At 61.6% G+C, this 18203-nt stretch carries 17 protein-coding genes; 4 read left to right on the plus strand and 13 right to left on the minus strand.

What is annotated here, in order from left to right:
• Positions 1 to 3 precede the first annotated feature (3 nt).
• The 4 genes from ACR0CU_RS09580 (at position 4) to pdeM (ending at position 5142) form a co-directional block, all read left to right on the plus strand.
• Positions 4 to 549 carry a prepilin peptidase gene (locus ACR0CU_RS09580; protein ID WP_170368829.1) on the plus strand — a complete coding sequence of 182 codons (546 nt, stop codon included), beginning with the start codon at positions 4 to 6 and terminating at the stop codon, positions 547 to 549.
• 117 nt (positions 550 to 666) lie between these two features.
• Positions 667 to 1974, plus strand: coding sequence for a P-loop NTPase family protein (locus ACR0CU_RS09585; protein ID WP_093962764.1), 1308 nt, complete (start codon positions 667 to 669; stop codon positions 1972 to 1974).
• Positions 1975 to 2026: 52 nt separating this feature from the next.
• Positions 2027 to 4435 carry a ligase-associated DNA damage response DEXH box helicase gene (locus tag ACR0CU_RS09590; RefSeq protein WP_480642903.1) on the plus strand — a complete coding sequence of 803 codons (2409 nt, stop codon included), beginning with the start codon at positions 2027 to 2029 and terminating at the stop codon, positions 4433 to 4435.
• 44 nt (positions 4436 to 4479) lie between these two features.
• On the plus strand, positions 4480 to 5142 hold the full coding sequence (pdeM, locus tag ACR0CU_RS09595) for a ligase-associated DNA damage response endonuclease PdeM (protein ID WP_170446924.1): 663 nt from the start codon (positions 4480 to 4482) through the stop codon (positions 5140 to 5142).
• Positions 5143 to 5154: 12 nt separating this feature from the next.
• On the opposite strand, the gene ACR0CU_RS09600 is transcribed toward pdeM, so the two are convergent.
• From ACR0CU_RS09600 to tolQ, 13 genes are all read right to left on the minus strand, one after another.
• Positions 5155 to 5964, minus strand: a complete 810-nt coding sequence (locus ACR0CU_RS09600) for a LytTR family DNA-binding domain-containing protein (protein WP_367646405.1) — start codon at positions 5962 to 5964, stop codon at positions 5155 to 5157.
• 133 nt (positions 5965 to 6097) lie between these two features.
• The gene (gene folD, locus ACR0CU_RS09605) at positions 6098 to 6988 is read right to left on the minus strand and encodes a bifunctional methylenetetrahydrofolate dehydrogenase/methenyltetrahydrofolate cyclohydrolase FolD (RefSeq protein ID WP_170337523.1); all 891 of its coding nucleotides are present in this window, start codon (positions 6986 to 6988) and stop codon (positions 6098 to 6100) included.
• 53 nt (positions 6989 to 7041) lie between these two features.
• Positions 7042 to 7347, minus strand: a complete 306-nt coding sequence (locus ACR0CU_RS09610) for a chorismate mutase (protein ID WP_170337522.1) — start codon at positions 7345 to 7347, stop codon at positions 7042 to 7044.
• A gap of 57 nt (positions 7348 to 7404) precedes the next feature.
• A complete protein-coding gene (locus ACR0CU_RS09615) occupies positions 7405 to 9081 on the minus strand; it encodes a formate--tetrahydrofolate ligase (RefSeq protein ID WP_170337521.1) in 1677 nt (558 codons plus the stop codon).
• A gap of 144 nt (positions 9082 to 9225) precedes the next feature.
• Entirely contained in the window at positions 9226 to 9822 is a 597-nt protein-coding gene (locus ACR0CU_RS09620) for an MOSC domain-containing protein (RefSeq protein WP_170446926.1), read from the minus strand.
• Between the two features lie 107 nt (positions 9823 to 9929).
• A complete protein-coding gene (gene ftsH, locus ACR0CU_RS09625; protein ID WP_093962771.1) occupies positions 9930 to 11846 on the minus strand; it encodes an ATP-dependent zinc metalloprotease FtsH in 1917 nt (638 codons plus the stop codon).
• A gap of 76 nt (positions 11847 to 11922) precedes the next feature.
• The gene (tilS, locus tag ACR0CU_RS09630; protein WP_254437563.1) at positions 11923 to 13131 is read right to left on the minus strand and encodes a tRNA lysidine(34) synthetase TilS; all 1209 of its coding nucleotides are present in this window, start codon (positions 13129 to 13131) and stop codon (positions 11923 to 11925) included.
• A gap of 41 nt (positions 13132 to 13172) precedes the next feature.
• Positions 13173 to 14003, minus strand: coding sequence for a tol-pal system protein YbgF (gene ybgF / locus ACR0CU_RS09635; RefSeq protein ID WP_170362914.1), 831 nt, complete (start codon positions 14001 to 14003; stop codon positions 13173 to 13175).
• Between the two features lie 4 nt (positions 14004 to 14007).
• A complete protein-coding gene (gene pal / locus ACR0CU_RS09640; protein WP_093962774.1) occupies positions 14008 to 14511 on the minus strand; it encodes a peptidoglycan-associated lipoprotein Pal in 504 nt (167 codons plus the stop codon).
• 87 nt (positions 14512 to 14598) lie between these two features.
• Complete coding sequence (gene tolB / locus ACR0CU_RS09645; protein ID WP_093962775.1) at positions 14599 to 15918, minus strand: Tol-Pal system beta propeller repeat protein TolB; 1320 nt, start codon at positions 15916 to 15918, stop codon at positions 14599 to 14601.
• Positions 15915 to 17006: an energy transducer TonB gene (locus ACR0CU_RS09650; protein ID WP_170370889.1), complete on the minus strand. Its 1092-nt coding sequence runs from the start codon at positions 17004 to 17006 to the stop codon at positions 15915 to 15917. Before ACR0CU_RS09650 ends, tolB begins: the two co-directional genes overlap by 4 nt.
• A 9-nt stretch (positions 17007 to 17015) precedes the next feature.
• Positions 17016 to 17492: a protein TolR gene (gene tolR / locus ACR0CU_RS09655; RefSeq protein WP_170446930.1), complete on the minus strand. Its 477-nt coding sequence runs from the start codon at positions 17490 to 17492 to the stop codon at positions 17016 to 17018.
• Between the two features lies 1 nt (position 17493).
• Positions 17494 to 18189 (minus strand): protein TolQ, encoded by a 696-nt coding sequence (gene tolQ / locus ACR0CU_RS09660; protein WP_170337879.1) that lies wholly within the window; start codon positions 18187 to 18189, stop codon positions 17494 to 17496.
• Between the last annotated feature and the right edge of the window lie 14 nt (positions 18190 to 18203).

Raw genomic sequence — 18203 nt, forward strand, 5'->3', positions numbered from 1 at the left:
GGCATGGCAATTCCTGCAGTGGCAGCCCTGTGGTTTCTACCATTTGTGCTGCCGATCTGTTTCTATGTCGCGTTCACCGACATGCGGGAAATGAAGATCAAGAACCATGCGGTCACAGCTCTGGCGCTGGTTTTTGTGGTGGTCGGGCTGATTGTGCTGCCACCTTGGTCGGGCGAATGGGTTGGGGCCAGCATCGGGCCCTTGCAGTTTTCTCTGCCGGTCTATGCCTGGCAGCTGTTCCATCTGGTGGTCGTGCTGTTTTTTGGCATTCTTCTCAATGCCGCAGGCGCCATGGGTGCGGGCGACGCCAAGTTCTGCGCGGCTGCGGCTCCGTTCGTATGGGTTGGTGATTTCTTGCTGGTGATGGTGATTCTGATGGTCACGACGCTGGCCGCGTTTGCCACCCATCGGCTGGCCAAATACTCTCGCCTGCGCCAGATCGCTCCGAACTGGGAAAGCTGGGATCAGGGCAAGAAATTCCCCATGGGGCTGGCCTTGGGTGCGAGTCTTGGCATCTATTTGATTTTGGGCGCAATTAACGGCTCGTAAACCATCATGTCTGCGCCTTGCCCGCGCCTTGGTCCTGCCACAAAGCTGCGCCAGATTTTCCGCAAGTGGTCCCTTTCGGGACACAAGGATTGACAACTGGATATACGAGCCGCGCTCATGAACATGCAGACCTCATCCGTTATGGCTCCTCCTGCCCCGAAGGGTCTGGGGGAAATGCAGCTTCCGCTTGTTATGATGCGGGACATCCTTCTGAAGACCGTTTTCCGCAAGAATGTGGACACGGTGAGCGAGATCGCCGCCTCGATCTGTCTGCCGAGTTCGGTGACGCAGGAATTGGTCGACATCGCCCGCGAACAGAAGCTGCTTGAGGCGACTGGGACATTGAACGCCAACAGCGGCAACGAAATGGGCTATCAACTGACCGACGCCGGCAAGGCACGGGCGTTGGACGCGCTGAGCCAATCCGAATACTTTGGCGCCATGCCCGTTCCGCTGGAAGTCTACCGCGAGCAGGTCAAACGACAGTCGATCCGGAACATCCAAGTCACGCGCGATCAGCTGACCGGCGCCATGGGGCACCTTGTCCTGCCGGACAGCCTGCTTGACCACCTGGGCCCTGCGGTCAGCGCCGGTCGCTCGATCCTGATGTACGGCCCGCCGGGTAACGGTAAGTCTTCGATTTCAAACGGAATTCGGGATGCGTTGGGTGACAACGTCTTTGTTCCGTATGCCATCGAATATGCCGGTCAGGTGATTACCGTGTACGACCCGATCGTGCACACAGCGATCGAGCAAGAGGCTGACGACCCGAACAGCCTGCGCCGCCGCAAGCGGTTCGACACGCGGTACGTCCAGTGTGAACGCCCCACTGTGGTCACGGGTGGTGAACTGTCGCTGAGCATGCTGGACCTTGTCTACAACCCCACGGCGCGCACTTATCAGGCGCCGCTTCAGCTGAAATCGACCGGCGGCATCTTCATCGTGGACGACCTTGGCCGCCAGGCCGAGCCGCCGCAGGCCCTGATCAACCGGTGGATTGTTCCGCTGGAAGAGGGCAAGGACATTCTGGGTCTTCAGTCGGGTGAAAAGTTCGAAGTTCCCTTCGACACACTGGTCATCTTCTCGACCAACTTCCACCCGAACGAGATCTTCGACCAGGCCGCGCTTCGCCGGATCTTCTTCAAGATCAAGATTGACGGCCCGAACCAGGAAAACTTCCTGAAGATCTTCGCCATGGTGGCCCGCAAGCGCGGCATTCCGTTGGACGAGGCCGCGCTGGTACATCTGCTGAAGGTCAAATACCCGACCATCAACAATGTCTATGCGAACTATCAGCCGATCTTCCTGATCGATCAGATGATCTCGATCTGCGAATTCGAGGGCATCCCCTATCAAATGAGCCCGGAATTGATCGACCGCGCCTGGGCGAACATGTTCGTCAAGGACGAGGAAATCGTTAAGTAAGACGGGCCCAAACCGCATTCCGCTTTGTCACCGGGCGGGCTAGTCTGCGCATATGACGCAGATTCCCGCTCGGATTGACACCTGGTTTACAGCCAGGGGTTGGTCCATCCACCCGCATCAACAGGCCATGATCGACCGGGCGCAGGCCCCGGCGACGCTGTTGATCGCGCCCACGGGCGGCGGCAAGACGATGGCCGGGTTCCTGCCCTCGCTGATCGAACTGGCCGAGGAGCATGAGGGGCTGCACACGATCTATGTCTCGCCGCTCAAAGCGCTGGCCGCCGACATCAAGCGCAACCTGCGCGGCCCGGCTGACGAGATGGGCTTGCCGATCCGGATCGAGGATCGCACCGGCGACACCACCCCCACACAGAAGAAACGCCAGCGCGTGGACCCGCCGCATATCCTGCTGACGACTCCGGAAAGCCTGGCGCTGCTGACGTCCTACGAAGATGCACCACGCATGTTTCACGGCGTCCAACGCGTGATCGTGGACGAGATACACGCGCTGGCCGAAAGCAAGCGGGGCGACCAGTTGATGCTGGCCCTTGCGCGCCTGCAGACCCTGTGCCCCGATCTGCGGCGCGTGGGCCTGTCGGCGACGGTCGAGGACCCGGACGCAATCGCGCGCTTTCTGGCCCGCCACCCCGACCCTTGCGACATCGTTCTGGCCGACCCCGGCCCCGACCCCGATATCGCCATGCTGCAAACGGCCGAAATGCCGCCCTGGGCCGGGGGCGGCGCGGCCTATGCCATTCCGGCGGTGCTGGAGCAGGTCCGGCGGCACAAAACGACGCTGATTTTCCACAACACCCGCGCTCAGGCCGAGATCTTCTTTCACAACCTGTGGCTGGCCAATGACGAAGGCCTGCCCATCGGCATCCACCATGGCAGCCTCGACCGGCAACAGCGCGAACGGGTCGAAGCGGCAATGGTCCGTGGCGACCTGCGCGCCATCGTCTGCACCGGCAGCCTTGATCTGGGAATCGATTGGGGCGACGTGGACCTTGTGATCCAGATCGGCGCCCCCAAAAACGTCAAGCGCCTGGTCCAGCGGATCGGGCGGGCCAACCACCGCTACAACGCGCCGTCCAAGGCCCTGCTGGTGCCTGCCAACAGGTTCGAGGTGGTCGAATGCGTCGCCGCGCTGGAGGCCGCGCGCGCGCACGATCTGGACGGCGAGCCGCGCGGCCCCGGCCCGCGTGACGTTTTGTGCCAACACATCCTGATCGCGGCCTGCGCCGGACCGTTCGATGCCGATGCGCTTTATGCCGAGGTCACCTCGGCCGGTCCCTATGCCGATCTGTCCCGCGCGGCCTTCGATGCCTGTCTGGAGTTCTGCGCAACTGGTGGCTATGCGCTGCGGGCCTATGACCGCTGGCAGCGCCTGCAACAGCGCCCCGACGGGTTGTGGCAGCTGCGTGACCCGCGCGCGGCGCAACGCATCCGCATGAACCTGGGCACGATCCAGGACAGCGACACCCTGAAAGTCAGGCTGAAACGCAACCGGGGCGGCAAACCCCTGGGCGAGGTCGAAGAGGCCTTTGCCGCATCGCTGACCCCCGGCGACACCTTCCTGATCGGCGGTCAGATCGTGCGCTATGAAGGGCTGCGCGAAACGGTTGTCGAGGTCACGCGCCGTGCCGACAAAAAGCCCAAGGTCGCCACCTTCTCGGGCACCAAGTTCGCCACCTCGACCCAGCTGAGCGACCGCATCCTGCGGATGTTCGCACAGCCCGACTGGCCGCAACTGCCCGAACATACGGGTGAATGGCTGGACCTGCAGCGCCGGATGTCGCGGCTGCCCGGGCGTGACCGGCTGTTGATCGAGAGCTTTCCCAATGACGGCCGCGAAAACCTGTGCGTTTACGGCTTTGCCGGACGCAACGCACAACAGACGCTGGGCCTGTTGCTGACCAAACGGATGGAGGAAACAGGGCTTGCGCCGCTGGGCTTTGTCGCGACCGACTATGCCACGCTGATCTGGGGACTGGACGCGGTGACCGATCCCAGCCCCCTGTTCCAGATCGACGCCCTGCGCGACGGGCTGGACAATTGGCTGGCAGGCAACGCGGTAATGAAACGCACCTTCCGCGCCTCGGCCACCATCGCCGGGCTGATCGAACGGAACACGGGCGGGCAGCGCAAAAGCGGGCGGCAGGCGACCTTTTCGTCGGACATCCTGTACGACACGCTGCTGAAATACGACCCCGACCACCTGCTGATGCAGATCACCCGCGAAGAAGCCATGCGCGGGCTGGTCGATTTCGGACGGATCGAGGCCATGATCGCGCGCATCGGCGACCGTATCGACCTGATCCGGCTGGACCGGGTGTCACCGCTGGCGGCGCCGTTGCTGCTCGAGGTGGGAAAGGTCCCGGTCAGGGGCGCGGCCGAAGAGCGGCTGCTGTCTGAAGAAAGCGCCCGTTTGCTGCGCGACGCCGGCCTGGAACCCGCCTGAAGAAACGACTTGCAAATCACGCCCTGACAGGCAAAGAACGGACCATGAACAGCCTTGAATTTTCGTTTGCGGGTGCCCGACTGCACGCCATGGGATCGGGCGCGCTTTGGTGGCCGGCGCACGATCTTCTTTGTGTTTCGGACCTGCACTTGGGCAAGTCATCTCGGGTCGTTCGGCGGGGCGGACCGGCACTGCCCCCTTACGACAACCGAGAGACACTGTCCCGACTGGCCGCCGATCTGGACGCGACCGGCGCCAAGACGGTGGTTTGCTTGGGGGACAGTTTCGATGATCTCGAAGCCTCGGAAACGCTGAGCGACGCAGATCGGCTCGAGATTTCTGCGCTGCAGGCCGGGCGGCTGTGGATCTGGATAGAGGGCAACCATGATCCGGGTCCCGTCGCGCTGAGCGGCACCCATCTGGCCGAGTGGAGCCAGGACGTGCTGGTCTTCCGCCATATAGCGGAACCCGACGCGCAGGGCGAAGTTTCAGGGCATTTTCACCCCAAGGTCCGGCTCAATGCGCGGGGTCGCATGATTTCGCGCCCGGCCTTCTTGTTTGACGGGTGCCGGCTGATCATGCCGGCTTATGGAACATATACCGGAGGGCTGCGCAGCTCGGATACCGCGTTGTCTCGGCTGATGCAGCCGGACGCCCGCGCCATTCTGACGGGCCCACAGCCACAGCTGACGGCGATGCCGCGTTAGGCGACAGCTGGTTCAGATCACACCGTCTTCTTCCAGTTTGGGTTTGTACTTGCGGCTGACGGGAACCAGATCATCGTTCCGAAGGCGCAGGTAGGTTTTGCCGTTGTTTTTCTGGATTTCCAGAATGGCCGCGTCCGTAACCCAATGGGATCTGTGGGTACAATGGCCCGAAATCGGCTCCATCTCAGCAATCGCGTCAGTAAAGCGCGACCGGATCGTATAGGTTCCGCTGGTGGTAACCACATCAACGTAGTGATCCCGGACCGCTAGCCGCAAGATATCACCACGAAACCCATCCGGCAGACGACTCACCAGACGGGGTTGGGGTGCTTCGATGACCTCGTCGTTTTCAGGCGGGGCTTCGCCTTTGCTGACCAGTACCAGTCCTGTGCTAAACAGCGCACCGTAGGTGCCGACTGCCAGCAAACCGGGGGCATCGTGGCCACTGGCAGCGCACAGGATCCACGTCAGGATCCACAACGCGGGCGTGAACAATACAAGGATCACTAAGGCAAACGCCACGTCCCGGACCGTCAGTCCGACATGGTCCAAACGATCCTTCACCAACTGCCGAGATCCCCACGTTGCCACAACCGCCAGGATCATCACTCCTGCCCAGAACGCCAGGCGTACGGAGAAGGGCAGATCCATTTCTCGGAACGGTGGAAAAGTATAGGCGAGCAACGGGATGAACAGAATACCGGCGACCACCCTCTGAGGCGTGCATTCTGCAATGAATGGGCTCAGTTTTGACAACATATCAAAATCAATGAGCAGCCTTTCGGGACCCAGCCCTTGTCCCTCAGACGCCCACTTATTCACTTCGTAACCGGCTGGAAACTCAAGCTTATCACGAAATGTCAGACAATCAAACACGTTTGCGGCGTGCTAGTGGGGGTCGTTTCATCCCCACGTTGGCCCCGGGGCGGACGCTCCGCCCCAGGGCCGCCAGTGGTCAGGCCGTCAGGCCTTCGGGCTCGGGCAGGCCGTTCGACCGGCAACAGGCCGTCAGAGTGTTGGCCAACAGGCAGGCGATGGTCATCGGACCAACACCACCGGGAACCGGTGTAATAGCGCCTGCGCGCTCGGCCGCGCTTGCATAGTCCACGTCGCCGACCAGCTTGGTTTTTCCATCACGCTCGATCCGGTTGATGCCAACGTCAATGACGGTGGCACCCTCCTTGATCCAGTCGCCAGGTACCATCTCGGGGCGGCCCACCGCGGCCACGACGATATCGGCGCGACGCACGACATCGGGCAAGTCTTTGGTACGGCTGTGCGCGATGGTCACGGTGCAGCTGTCGCCCAGCAATAATTGGGCCATCGGCTTACCCACGATGTTCGACCGGCCGATCACCACCGCATCCATGCCGGACAACGAGCCATGATGATCGCGCAACATCATCAGGCAGCCCAACGGCGTGCAGGGAACCATGGACTTCTGACCGGTGCCCAACAGACCAACGTTCGAGATGTGGAACCCGTCGACATCCTTGGCCGGGTCGATCGAGTTGATTACCAGGTCCTCATTCAGATGTTTGGGCAGCGGAAGCTGGACCAGAATGCCATGCACCGCGGGATCGTTGTTCAGCTTCTCGATCAAGGCCAGCAGATCTGCCTCGGACGTGTCGACATCCAGCTTGTGCTCGTATGAGTTCATGCCCACTTCGACAGTCATCTTGCCCTTGGAGCGGACATAGACCTGGCTGGCCGGATCTTCGCCGACCAGGACTACTGCCAGACCGGGGGTGATGCCGTTTTCTTCCTTGAGTTTTGCAACCTGGTCGGCGACTTGCGCGCGGACCTTGGCCGCAAAGGCCTTGCCGTCGATGACTTGAGCTACCATCCTTTGATCCCTTCTTTCAAAAAACGGATCGGGCGCGAAGGGCGCCCGGTCATTCAGTCAGGGCCGAGCACGTTCTCCTCGCGCGCAATCGACCAATCAATCAAGATGCGCCAAAGCCTTTCGGTCAGATCGGGGTCCATGCCCACCTCAACCGAGTTTGAACGCACCTTTTGCACCACGTCCTCGACACGCTCGGGTATACGGGCCGGCAGGCCCTCGCCCGGTTTCAATTCGGACGCGCGATCGATGTAGGTTGCGCGCGTCGCCAACAGTTCGATCAGTTGGCGGTCCAGCTTGTCGATCTGAACCCGCAATTCCTGCATGGAATGACAGTCCTGCGGCAGTGTCAGAGTGGGCATCGCAATCTCCTCATGGCCCGGGGATTCCCCGGACCACGAGATGTCTTATTCAGCGGCTTAGAACAAGCCCTCGATCTGCCCTTCGTCGTTGAGGCGGATTGTCTCAGCCGCCGGTTTGCGGGGCAGACCGGGCATGGTCATGATCTCACCGCAGACCACCACGATAAAGCCGGCACCCGCCGACAGGCGCACCTCGCGCACCGGAACCGAATGGCCGGTAGGCGCGCCGCGCAGCGACGGATCGGTCGAGAAGGAATACTGTGTCTTGGCCATGCAGACCGGCAGGTTGCCGTATCCGGCAGCTTCCCATTCCTTCAGCTGGTTGCGGATCTTGGCATCGGCCAGAACCTCGTCGGCGCGGTAGATGCGCTTGGCGATGGTCTCGATCTTCTCGAACAGGGACATTTCGTCAGGGTAGATCGGCGCAAAATTCGCGGTACCGGCATCTGCCAGTTCAACGACTTTTTTTGCCAGATCTGCAGATCCTTCCGAGCCCAGTTCCCAATGCCGCGACAGAACCGCCTCAACCCCATGTTCGGCGCAGTAGTCCTTGACCGCCTGAACCTCGGCATCGGTATCGGTGACAAAGTGGTTGATCGCCACGACGACCGGCACGCCGAAGGATTTCACGTTCTCGATATGGCGGCCCAGGTTGGCACAGCCCGACTTTACCGCGTCGACGTTTTCCGCGCCCAGATCGGCCTTGGCCACGCCGCCATTCATCTTCATCGCGCGAACCGTTGCAACCAGCACCACGGCCGACGGCGCAATGCCTGCCTTGCGGCATTTGATGTTCATGAACTTCTCGGCGCCAAGATCGGCCCCGAAACCGGCCTCGGTCACGACATAGTCGGCCACCTTCAGAGCGGTCTTGGTCGCAATGACCGAGTTGCAGCCATGCGCGATGTTGGCAAACGGGCCGCCATGCACGAAGGCCGGGTTGTTTTCCAGCGTCTGCACCAGGTTGGGCTGCATCGCGTCTTTCAGAAGAACGGTCATCGCGCCTTCGGCTTTGATGTCGCGGCAGTAAACCGGGGTCTTGTCGCGGCGGTAGGCAACGATGATGTCACCCAGACGCTTTTCCAGATCCTTCAGGTCGTTGGCCAGGCACAGGATCGCCATGACCTCGGACGCAACGGTGATGTCGAAACCTGCTTCACGCGGGAAACCGTTCGACACGCCGCCCAAAGAGGCCGTGATCTGGCGCAGGGCGCGGTCGTTCATGTCGACGACCCGGCGCCAAACGACGCGGCGGGTATCGATTTCCAGTTCGTTGCCCCAATAAATGTGGTTGTCGATCATCGCCGACAGCAGCGAGTGGGCCGAGGTGATGGCGTGGAAGTCACCGGTGAAGTGCAGGTTCATCTCTTCCATCGGCACGACCTGCGCATAGCCACCGCCCGCCGCACCACCCTTCATGCCGAAGTTCGGACCAAGCGAGGCCTCGCGGATACAGATCATCGCATTCTTGCCGATCCGGTTCAGGCCGTCGCCCAGACCGACGGTGGTGGTGGTCTTGCCCTCGCCCGCAGGCGTCGGGTTGATTGCAGTCACAAGGATCAGCTTGCCATCTTCGCGGTCCTGGACCGAGTTGATGAAATTCTGGCTTACCTTGGCCTTGTCATGGCCGTAGGGCAGCAGGTCGTCGCTCGAGATGCCGATTTTTGCACCAATCTCCTGGATTGGCTTCTTGTTCGCCTCGCGAGCGATTTCAATGTCGGATTTGTAGCTCATTGGGCAAGATCCCTGATTGAATTCCGTGCAAAACCGACGCCGCGCGTCGGTGCTGTCAAATCCATACCGTTGTGTACGGTTTGAATGGATGTGGATTCCGACATTTTCAGGCCGCGAAACGGCGTAGGCCTTGTTCGGACGTATCTAATCGGAAACCGCCGTCTGTTTTGGGTCCCATGCGCGCTGATCGGGGACGAACAGGGTCAGACTGTCTCCGAGCCTCAGAAGTCCCGGCCGTTCGACCCAGGCGGTCACCCCGCGCCGGCCCTGTGCGGCCGGTTTGAAGCGGGCGCCGTGCCCCGGTGACTCTGCTTCGATTTCACGTCCGGGCAGAACACAAGGGCGGTTCTCCATGTCGACTGTCATGGTCAATCCCGTATCCGCCTGCAGCCGTGACGAGGGCGGAACATGCGTGAAATCCGGAATGCCCTCGACAACGATGCTTGCACCCAAAAGGGCCGGATCCAGCCGGTCCACGCCCATGTCAGAAGCAATGGCCGCCATTTCCTCGGCAGCCAGGATCGTCAGCTGTCGCACGTTGCGGATTTCGGTGCCTTCCGGGTACAGGTTCTTGACCCGCACGCAGGATGGTCGATTGAGCCCTTCATGACGCGCGCCAATGTCGCCCGGGAACCCAAGGTCGAGCTGCGGCACCGGCTGAGCCCGCAGGGAGTGCCCGGCGGGAACGTGGCCCAACCAGACGACCCGGGCCTTGAATTCGGTTTCACGCAGGACAGGCATGCCATTTCCTTTCGACAGCGGATCAAAGTTCGCTGCAGCCTAACGCTCGCTGCCCTGATGGAAAGGCCGAAAAGAAAAGACCCGGCTCTGGGGCCGGGTCTGTTGTATCATGCCGAAGGTTCAGGCTCCATCCCGCCCTCGGGCGGGGTCTTCTTGACCTTGGTCTTGGGAATCGCCGTCACGCTCGCGGCATTGCCGTGATCGGACTTGTCGCTTTCGTCGTCACTCTCATTCGGCGGTTCGCCATTCATGACGCGCTTGATTTCGTCACCCGTCAGAGTTTCGTATTCAAGCAGACCCTGAGCCAGACGCTCCCATTCTTCCTTGTGTTCGGTCAGGATCTGATGGGCGCGGTCATATCCCTGCTGGATCAGCCGTTTGACCTCTTCCTCGATCAGTTCCTTGGTATGGGCCGAAACCGAGAACCCGGCCGTGTTGCCCTGATAGCCCTCATGCGCCTCGGCATAGTCGATGTTGCCGACCTTGTCGGACATGCCCCAACGCATCACCATGGCCCGCGCCAATTGGCTGGCCTGCATGATGTCGCCGGCCGGGCCGTTCGAGACGTGGTCTTCACCGTATTTGATGACCTCGGCCGCCTTGCCCGCCATGGTCATGGCCAGCTTCTGCTCACATTCGTCCCTGTGATAGTTCAGCTGGTCCATTTCAGGCAGGCTTACCACCATGCCCAGCGCGCCGCCGCGCGGGATGATCGTGGCCTTGTAGACCGGATCGCACAACGGCAGGGTCATGCCGACCACGGCATGGCCGGCCTCGTGATAGGCGGTCTTTTCCTTCTGGTCCTGGGTCAGCACCATCGAACGGCGCTCGGCCCCCATCATCACCTTGTCCTTGGCGTTCTCGAAGTCTTCCATGGTGACAAAACGCCGACCGACACGTGCGGCCATCAACGCGGCCTCATTCACCAGGTTGGCAAGGTCAGCCCCCGAGAAGCCGGGTGTGCCGCGCGCGATTATGCGCAGATCAACATCCGGACCCAAAGGCGTCTTGCGGGCGTGAACACCCAAAATCTTCTCGCGGCCCTTGATGTCCGGGTTGCCGACGGTCACCTGACGGTCAAAGCGGCCCGGGCGCAGCAGCGCCGGGTCCAGCACGTCCTTGCGGTTGGTTGCAGCCAGGATGATGACGCCTTCGTTGGCCTCGAACCCGTCCATCTCGACCAGCAGCTGATTCAGGGTCTGTTCGCGCTCGTCATTGCCCCCGCCATATCCGGCGCCACGGTGGCGGCCAACGGCGTCGATCTCGTCGATGAAGACGATGCAGGGCGCGTTCTTCTTGGCCTGTTCGAACATGTCGCGCACGCGGGACGCACCCACACCGACGAACATTTCCACGAAGTCCGAACCCGAGATGGTGAAGAACGGCACGCCGGCCTCACCCGCAATTGCACGGGCCAACAGCGTTTTACCAGTACCCGGAGGGCCAACCAGCAGCGCGCCTTTGGGGATCTTGCCGCCAAGGCGCGAGAATTTCTGTGGGTTGCGCAGGAATTCGACGATCTCTTCCAGCTCTTCCTTGGCCTCGTCGATGCCCGCCACGTCGTCAAAGGTCACACGGCCGTGCTTTTCGGTCAGCATCTTGGCCTTGGACTTGCCAAAGCCCATGGCACCGCCTTTGCCGCCGCCCTGCATCCGGTTCATGAAGTAGACCCAGACACCGATCAGCAGCAGGAACGGCAGCAGCGTGATCAGGAACGACTGAAAGCCGGACTGCTGCTGCTTTTCTGCCCGAACGGGGATGTCTTTCTCGATCAACAGCTTGGTGACTTCGGCATCACCGGGCTTGATCGTGACAAAATTTCCGCCGGAACTGGTTGTGTAACGGATCTGCTCACCATCCAGCGTCACGCCTTTTACATCGCCTGCTTCGACGGCGCTTACGAAATCCGAATAGGTTTTTTCATTGCTCTGGAGGGTTCCTCCCGGTCCGCTGAACAGATTGAACAGTGCAAGGATCAACAGGAAGAGAACGACCCAGAAGGCTATATTGCGAGCGTTGCCCAAGAAAATTCTCCCAAAAGACATCGGCAGATGAGGCGCTGCCGGGTTGCCTCTTAAAATAGAGATGATTGAAGCAGGTTCAATGCGATAAAAAAGAAGCCGAAAACTCGGGGAATTTCGGGTCCATTTCAAACGTCCATCCGTTCAAAAAACCGGCAAATGGCGCGGACACGATTTGGTCGCCCAGCCAAACGGCGGGCGTGGCCATCAGCACCATGCGCGGCACCCCTGTCGCGCGCCAGTCGGGTACTTGTGGCAACCCGGTCTCGCCAAGCGCACGGATCTGTGCTCCGGGCGTGTCCGGCCCTGTCGCGATCCAACGCCCATCCCAGAGTTCGGCCGGTCGGGCCACGCATGCCGAAACGGCGGTCAGCTCTCTGCAAAACCACGAACTATTCCCGTCCGTCAGGATTTGACAACCGCTCAACGTCGACGAACGTCCCGCAATAACGGCCTGTACGACCTGCTCGACTTTGCTTTGCCGCGGCGGGTACCCCGGACCCGTGATCCGCTGGAGGATACCGACTACAAGCCGACGCTGTATTTCCTCAGGCAGCGCGGCAAAACCGGCGCGATCCACACGCACCGCACAGGCTTTCTCTTTCGCAACACGGCGGGCGGATTCCTGCGCAAAATGCTCAAGCGCCCGGTTCGCACGCCCGAGGTTCGCGGCAACGCGGGACAAAGTTTCAGCCGTAATCCCCAAGCCGGACAGATGGCCCAACGCCTCGCGGGCCTTGATCCGGTCAAAGCGCAGGTCCTGATTCGAAGGGTCTTCGATCCATCGCACCCCCTCAGCCCGCAAGTAGTCCCGCAAAGCGGTGCGCGTTTCACCCAGCACAGGTCGCCATAGCGTGACCCCGTCCAGATCGCGCGCAAAAGACATGGCCGACAATCCGCGCACGCCAGCGGCGCGCCCGAGACGCATCAACACGGTTTCCGCCTGATCATCTGCGGTATGCCCCAGAGCGACCGCGGGAATGTCCTGCGACACCGCCCAGTCCCGCAGCAGGCCGTAGCGCGCCTGCCGTGCCTGATCCTGCAGGTTTCCCGACCGGTCCCATCCCGTCCATTTCAGAGTGACATGGGACACGCCCAAATGTGCGCATGTCTCGGAAACACTGGCGGCCTCGGCGGCCGCATCCGACCTCAGGCCGTGGTCGACAGTGGCCGCAAACAGCCGAACATCTTCATCCCGGGCGATCCGGACCAAAAGATGCAGCAATGCAAGCGAGTCGCTTCCACCGGACACGGCCACGCCCAGTCGCGACGGAAGCGTTTCGGGCAACAGTGCCCTGACGCGCTTCGGAAGGGTGTCGGCTGGTGAGCTCAAGAACAGCTCAGCGACGCCATTTCCTCGGTTGCCGTGGCCACAAAGGCCGACGACGGGAACCGGACGCCGACTTCTCCAAGCGTGATACAAGCCTGGTCAACCTGGCCCAACCGGCCCAATGCTGCCCCAAGTTCGTACAACGCCTCGGGGGCCACCGGCCCTTCGGAATCGCCAGTAAAGCTGGCAAGGAAAGCCCGGGCCGCTTCGCGGGTATCACCCAGCCCTTCCAGGGCCTGCCCTCGCCTCAGATTGGCTTCGGGGGCCAGCGGGCTGCCGGGATACGCGCTGTCAAATTGCGCAAAAAGATCGGCCGCCGTCTGGAAATCGCCGTCCGCAAGGGCTTGCGACGCGGCATCAAAATCGGCTTGTTCACCTACGGCCAGTTCGACCTGGTCGCCGCCGGCGGCATCGCCGGGCGTCGTCACCGGAGCGGTGATGGCCGCTGTGTCGCTATCTCCACCCAATGTCGGTGTGTCTTCGCCAGTGAACTCGCAACCGGGTTCCAGTTCGCAGAGACGGAACTCCAGATCTCCGATCCGGTTGGTTCCGTCCGTCACGACATTCTGAACACGCTGATTCAGCTGCTCGGTCTGCCGAGTCAGCCTCTGCAACTCGGCCTCGATGGCGTCAACGCGTTCCAGTATCGAACTGCCGGACAGGTTCGGCGCGGGCGAGCCTGTCGTGGAAAACTCGCGCTTGAGCCGTTGGATTTCGACATGCAGCACCGTCAGTTCCTGGCGAATATCGGCCAGAGTCTGCTGATCCTGCGCTTGCGCGCCGCTGGCAAGGGTCAAAGCCGCCGCCAGAACCAATCCCGCAATTCTCATCCTGTTACCCCGTTGTGGAACCGGTGAGCACGGTGACCGCGCGGCGGTTCTTGGAATAGCATTCCTCGGTGCTACAGATTTCGATCGGGCGCTCCTTGCCATAGCTGATCGTCTGCAGACGGTTTCCGGCCACACCGCGAGAAATCAGGTATTCACGCGCCGCATTTGCCCGACGGGCGCCCAGCGCAAGGTTGTATTCCCGCGTGCCCTGTTCATCCGCGTGACCTTCGATCGTTGCGACGTAGTCGGTATTGGCCAACAGCCACTGGGCCTGCCCCTGAAGGATCGTCTGCGCCTCGGGCGAGAGCGTGGACTGATCCACGGCAAACAGGACCCGGTCACCGATCGCCTGCTGGAAATAGGCGGGCGAACGTGGGTCGCTGGGAGAACCCGGGACGATTGCGCCGTTGCCGCCGGCACCACCGCCCAAAGCCGAGGGATCGTTGTTGGTACATGCGGCCACCAGCGCCAGCGCGCCCAGAGCCGCAAACTTGCTCAATACGTTCATTTCTGTTGCCTCTTGTCCCGTTTGTTTATTGACGTCTGTCTATCACAGCCAGCCTGCCTTGTGAACTTCGGCGCGACCGGCGGTCTCTTAATTCAACAGTGGCCCCCAGGACGGGTCACTGCCACCGTCCGGGGTGCGTACGGGGCGCAGGTTTCGGCCCGAAATGTCGACCGAGTACAGGGTCGAACGCCCGCTGGCGCCCTGGGTTTCCCGCGCAAACATTATGACCCGGCCATTGGGCGACCATGTGGGCCCCTCGTCCAGGAACGAGGCGGTCAACAGCCGCTCCTCGCTACCGTCCAGTCGCATCACGCCGATATGGAACCGGCCCTTGTTCTGCTTGGTAAAGGCCACCAGATCTCCGCGTGGTGACCAGACGGGCGTCCCATAGCGCCCTTGGCCAAAGCTGATGCGGGTCGCCTCACCGCCATTTGCCGGCATGATGTACAGCTGAGGGCTGCCGGACCGGTCGCTCTCGAAGACGATCCGCGATCCGTCAGGCGAATAGCTGGGCGCGGTTTCAATTGCGGGCGTATTGGTCAGGCGCACGCTTTGCCCGGATGCCAGATCCATTTTCCACAGATCCGTATTGCCGCCCTGCGTCAGCGAGTAGACGATCGAGCGTCCATCAGGCGAAAAGCGCGGCGAGAAACTCATCGTACCTTCCTGAGTCTGCAATTCCTGCCGCTTGACCCGGCCAACATCCAGAACGTAAATCCGTGGCCGGCCGCTTTCATAGCTGGTGTAGAGCAGCCGATCGCCCGTTGGCGAAAAGCGCGGGGCCAGAACGATCGCGGCACTGTCGGTCAGGTACTGAACATTCGCCCCGTCATAATCCATGATGGCCAGCCGCTTGCGGCGCTGATCCTTTGGGCCGGTTTCCGAGACAAAAGCCACTCGGCTGTCGAAATAGCCTCCCTCACCAGTAATGCGGCTGTAGACCTGATCAGCCACCTTGTGCGCCATTCGACGCCAGCCCTCGGTTGTACCGGCAAATTGCAGGCCGTTGCCCAATTCCTGACCCGAGAATACATCCCAGACCCGGAACCGGACGGACAGGGTATTGCCCGAGACATTCACCGCGCCGGTGACCAGCGCATCGGCATTGATCGCCTTCCAATCCGCAAATTGGACCGGCGCTTCGAAACTGCTGACACGGCTGATGAATGCATCCGGCGAAATCTCACGGAACAGGCCGGTTCCGGTCAGGTCCTCGGCGATGACGCGGCTGATGTCAGCCGCAAATTGGCTGGCCGCCGGACTGTCCGGTACAAAGCTGGGCACCGCAAACGGCAAAGGTTCGATAATGCCTTCATCCAATTCCAGCCGAAGCGGGCCGGTTTGCGCAGACACGGGGGCCGACAGAAGGGTCAGGCCAACGAAGAGGCTGGTCAGAAGTTTCATCATTTGATCCGCATCCTCTCGGGATTGAAGGTGATCTCAATATCCTTCCAATGCTCGTATTTGTCAGCAGGAAGGTCATATCCTTTTGCTCCGCAGCGCAAAATCGCACGCCGGGCGGCCTCGTATGCCTGTTTTGCGGCCCCGTCCGAGCCGCCGGAGCTATCCAGAAGTTGCAGACTGCCGGGAACGATCGAGCCGTCGCGGTTCAGCGAGAAACCGACCACCACAACGGTCTTGAGCGCATCGGTCGACAACGAGCCCACATTCCAGCACCGCGAAACAGCCAGACGCATCGCATCCTTTTCACCGCCTGTGAGAGGCGGACCGGACGGCTCGGACGCACCGCCCAAAGCCTCGGCCAGCGCGTCATTGATCGCGGCCTCGTCGGGTTCCGCAGCCTGTTCGACAGGCTCGGCGGTCGCGGTCTGTTCGGTTTCCGCAGGCTTGGGCCGATTGGGCCGAACCCGGGGACGCGGCGAGCTTTGTGGCGACAGGTCCTTGGCCTCTTCCGCCTCGGTCACGATCTGGTCCGTGGCTTCCTCGGGCGCGGTCTGGTCTTGCTGCTCCTGCTGGATCTCAGCCCCTTCATCCAGCGAAACCGCCGGTGTTTCGATATCGTCCGGCTTTGCATCCAGTGGCGGCGGAGCGATGGGTTCGGGGGCCACCTTGTCCGCCGGGCGGGGCTGGGACTCGGGCAGCGCCGGCAAAACCGCAACCTCGGGTTCCGGTTCATCCAGTACCGGAGGCTGCTCGATCACTTCGGGTTCAGGTGGAGTCTCAACTGCCTCGGGTTGCGGCTCCGGCTCCGGTTCAGGTGGCGTGGCCGGCTCGGGGCGCGGCTGTTCTTCGACCGACGGCTCCGGCACTTCGGGTGCCGGGGGTTGTACGATCGGATCTTCCAATGCGTTGGGGGGCGTCGGAACTTCGGGCGCATCGCTTTGCGCCGTCAGGGCAGCGAATTGCTCAGCCGAAACCACCGACACCTCCTGCACTGCAAAAGGCAGCGGCTCGGATCGGAACGTGCCGCCGAACAGGGCCCATCCGATCAATGTCACATGGGCAATCGCCGAAATCTTGGTGCCGGTATCCACCGCGCAGCCTCACTCTCCGCCCGCGTCCAGCGCCGGCCCGCCAGTATCGGTGACAAGGCCCACATTCGAAAACCCGCCGGCATTCAACGCACCCATGACCTGCATGACCTGCGCATAAGGAATGGCGCCATCGGCCCGCAGGTAGACGCGGTCGCTGCTGCGCTCGGCAGCAATGGCGCGCAGCTTACCGATCAACTCGTCGCGGGACACCTCGGTGGTCTGTATCTGAACCCGCCCTTCGGCTGTCAGCGTGACGGTCAGCGGTTCCTCGTTGTCGCCGGGCAGAGCGCCGGCGGCAGTTTTGGGCAGATCAACCTCGACCCCCACGGTCATCAGCGGAGCCGCGACCATGAAGATGATCAGCAGCACCAGCATCACGTCGACAAAGGGTGTGACGTTGATTTCACCCATCGGCTGCGCACGCCCGCGCCGCCGCCCTCGGCGTCGTCCGTTGCCGCCAGACGATTGCTGGATCGCCGCACCCATGTCAGCTGTCCAACTGGCGGGACAGAATGGTTGCGAATTCGTCGGCAAAAGCCTCGTATCCGCCAACGATGTGATCGCTGTCCGCGCTAAGTTTGTTGTAGAAGATCACGGCCGGAATTGCGGCCAGCAGGCCAAGCCCGGTCGCCAGCAAAGCTTCGGCGATGCCCGGCGCCACGACGGCCAGGTTTGTGTTCTGCTGTTCGGCGATTTCGATGAAGGCGTTCATGATGCCCCAAACCGTACCGAACAGGCCGATGAACGGCGCGGTCGAACCCACGGTCGCAAGGATCGAAAGCCCCTTTTGCAAGCCTTCGGCCTCTTTTGCGATGGCCACATCCATCGAACGATCGATCCGGGCCTGTGCGCCGGCTATGAGTCCACCGTCGGCGCGGTGCGAGCGGCGCCACTCGATCATGCCGGCTGCGAAGATCTTTTCGGAACTGCCATCCGGCTGCGTTCCGATCTGTTCAAACAACTCGTCCAGCGGGTTGCCCGACCAGAACGCCTCGTCGAACACCTGCGCTTCGCGTCGCGCGCTGCGATAGGTGATGAGCTTTTGAATGATGATCGACCATGACCAGAAGGATGCGACCACAAGGATCAGCATCACCACTTTCACGATGAATGTCGCACGGGCGAACAGCCCCCACATGGAGAAATCGATCTCCTGCGCCAGCGCCAGCGTTTCAGCTTCCATGAACCTGCTCTTTG

This window comes from Ruegeria sp. BC2 (assembly GCF_056539245.1).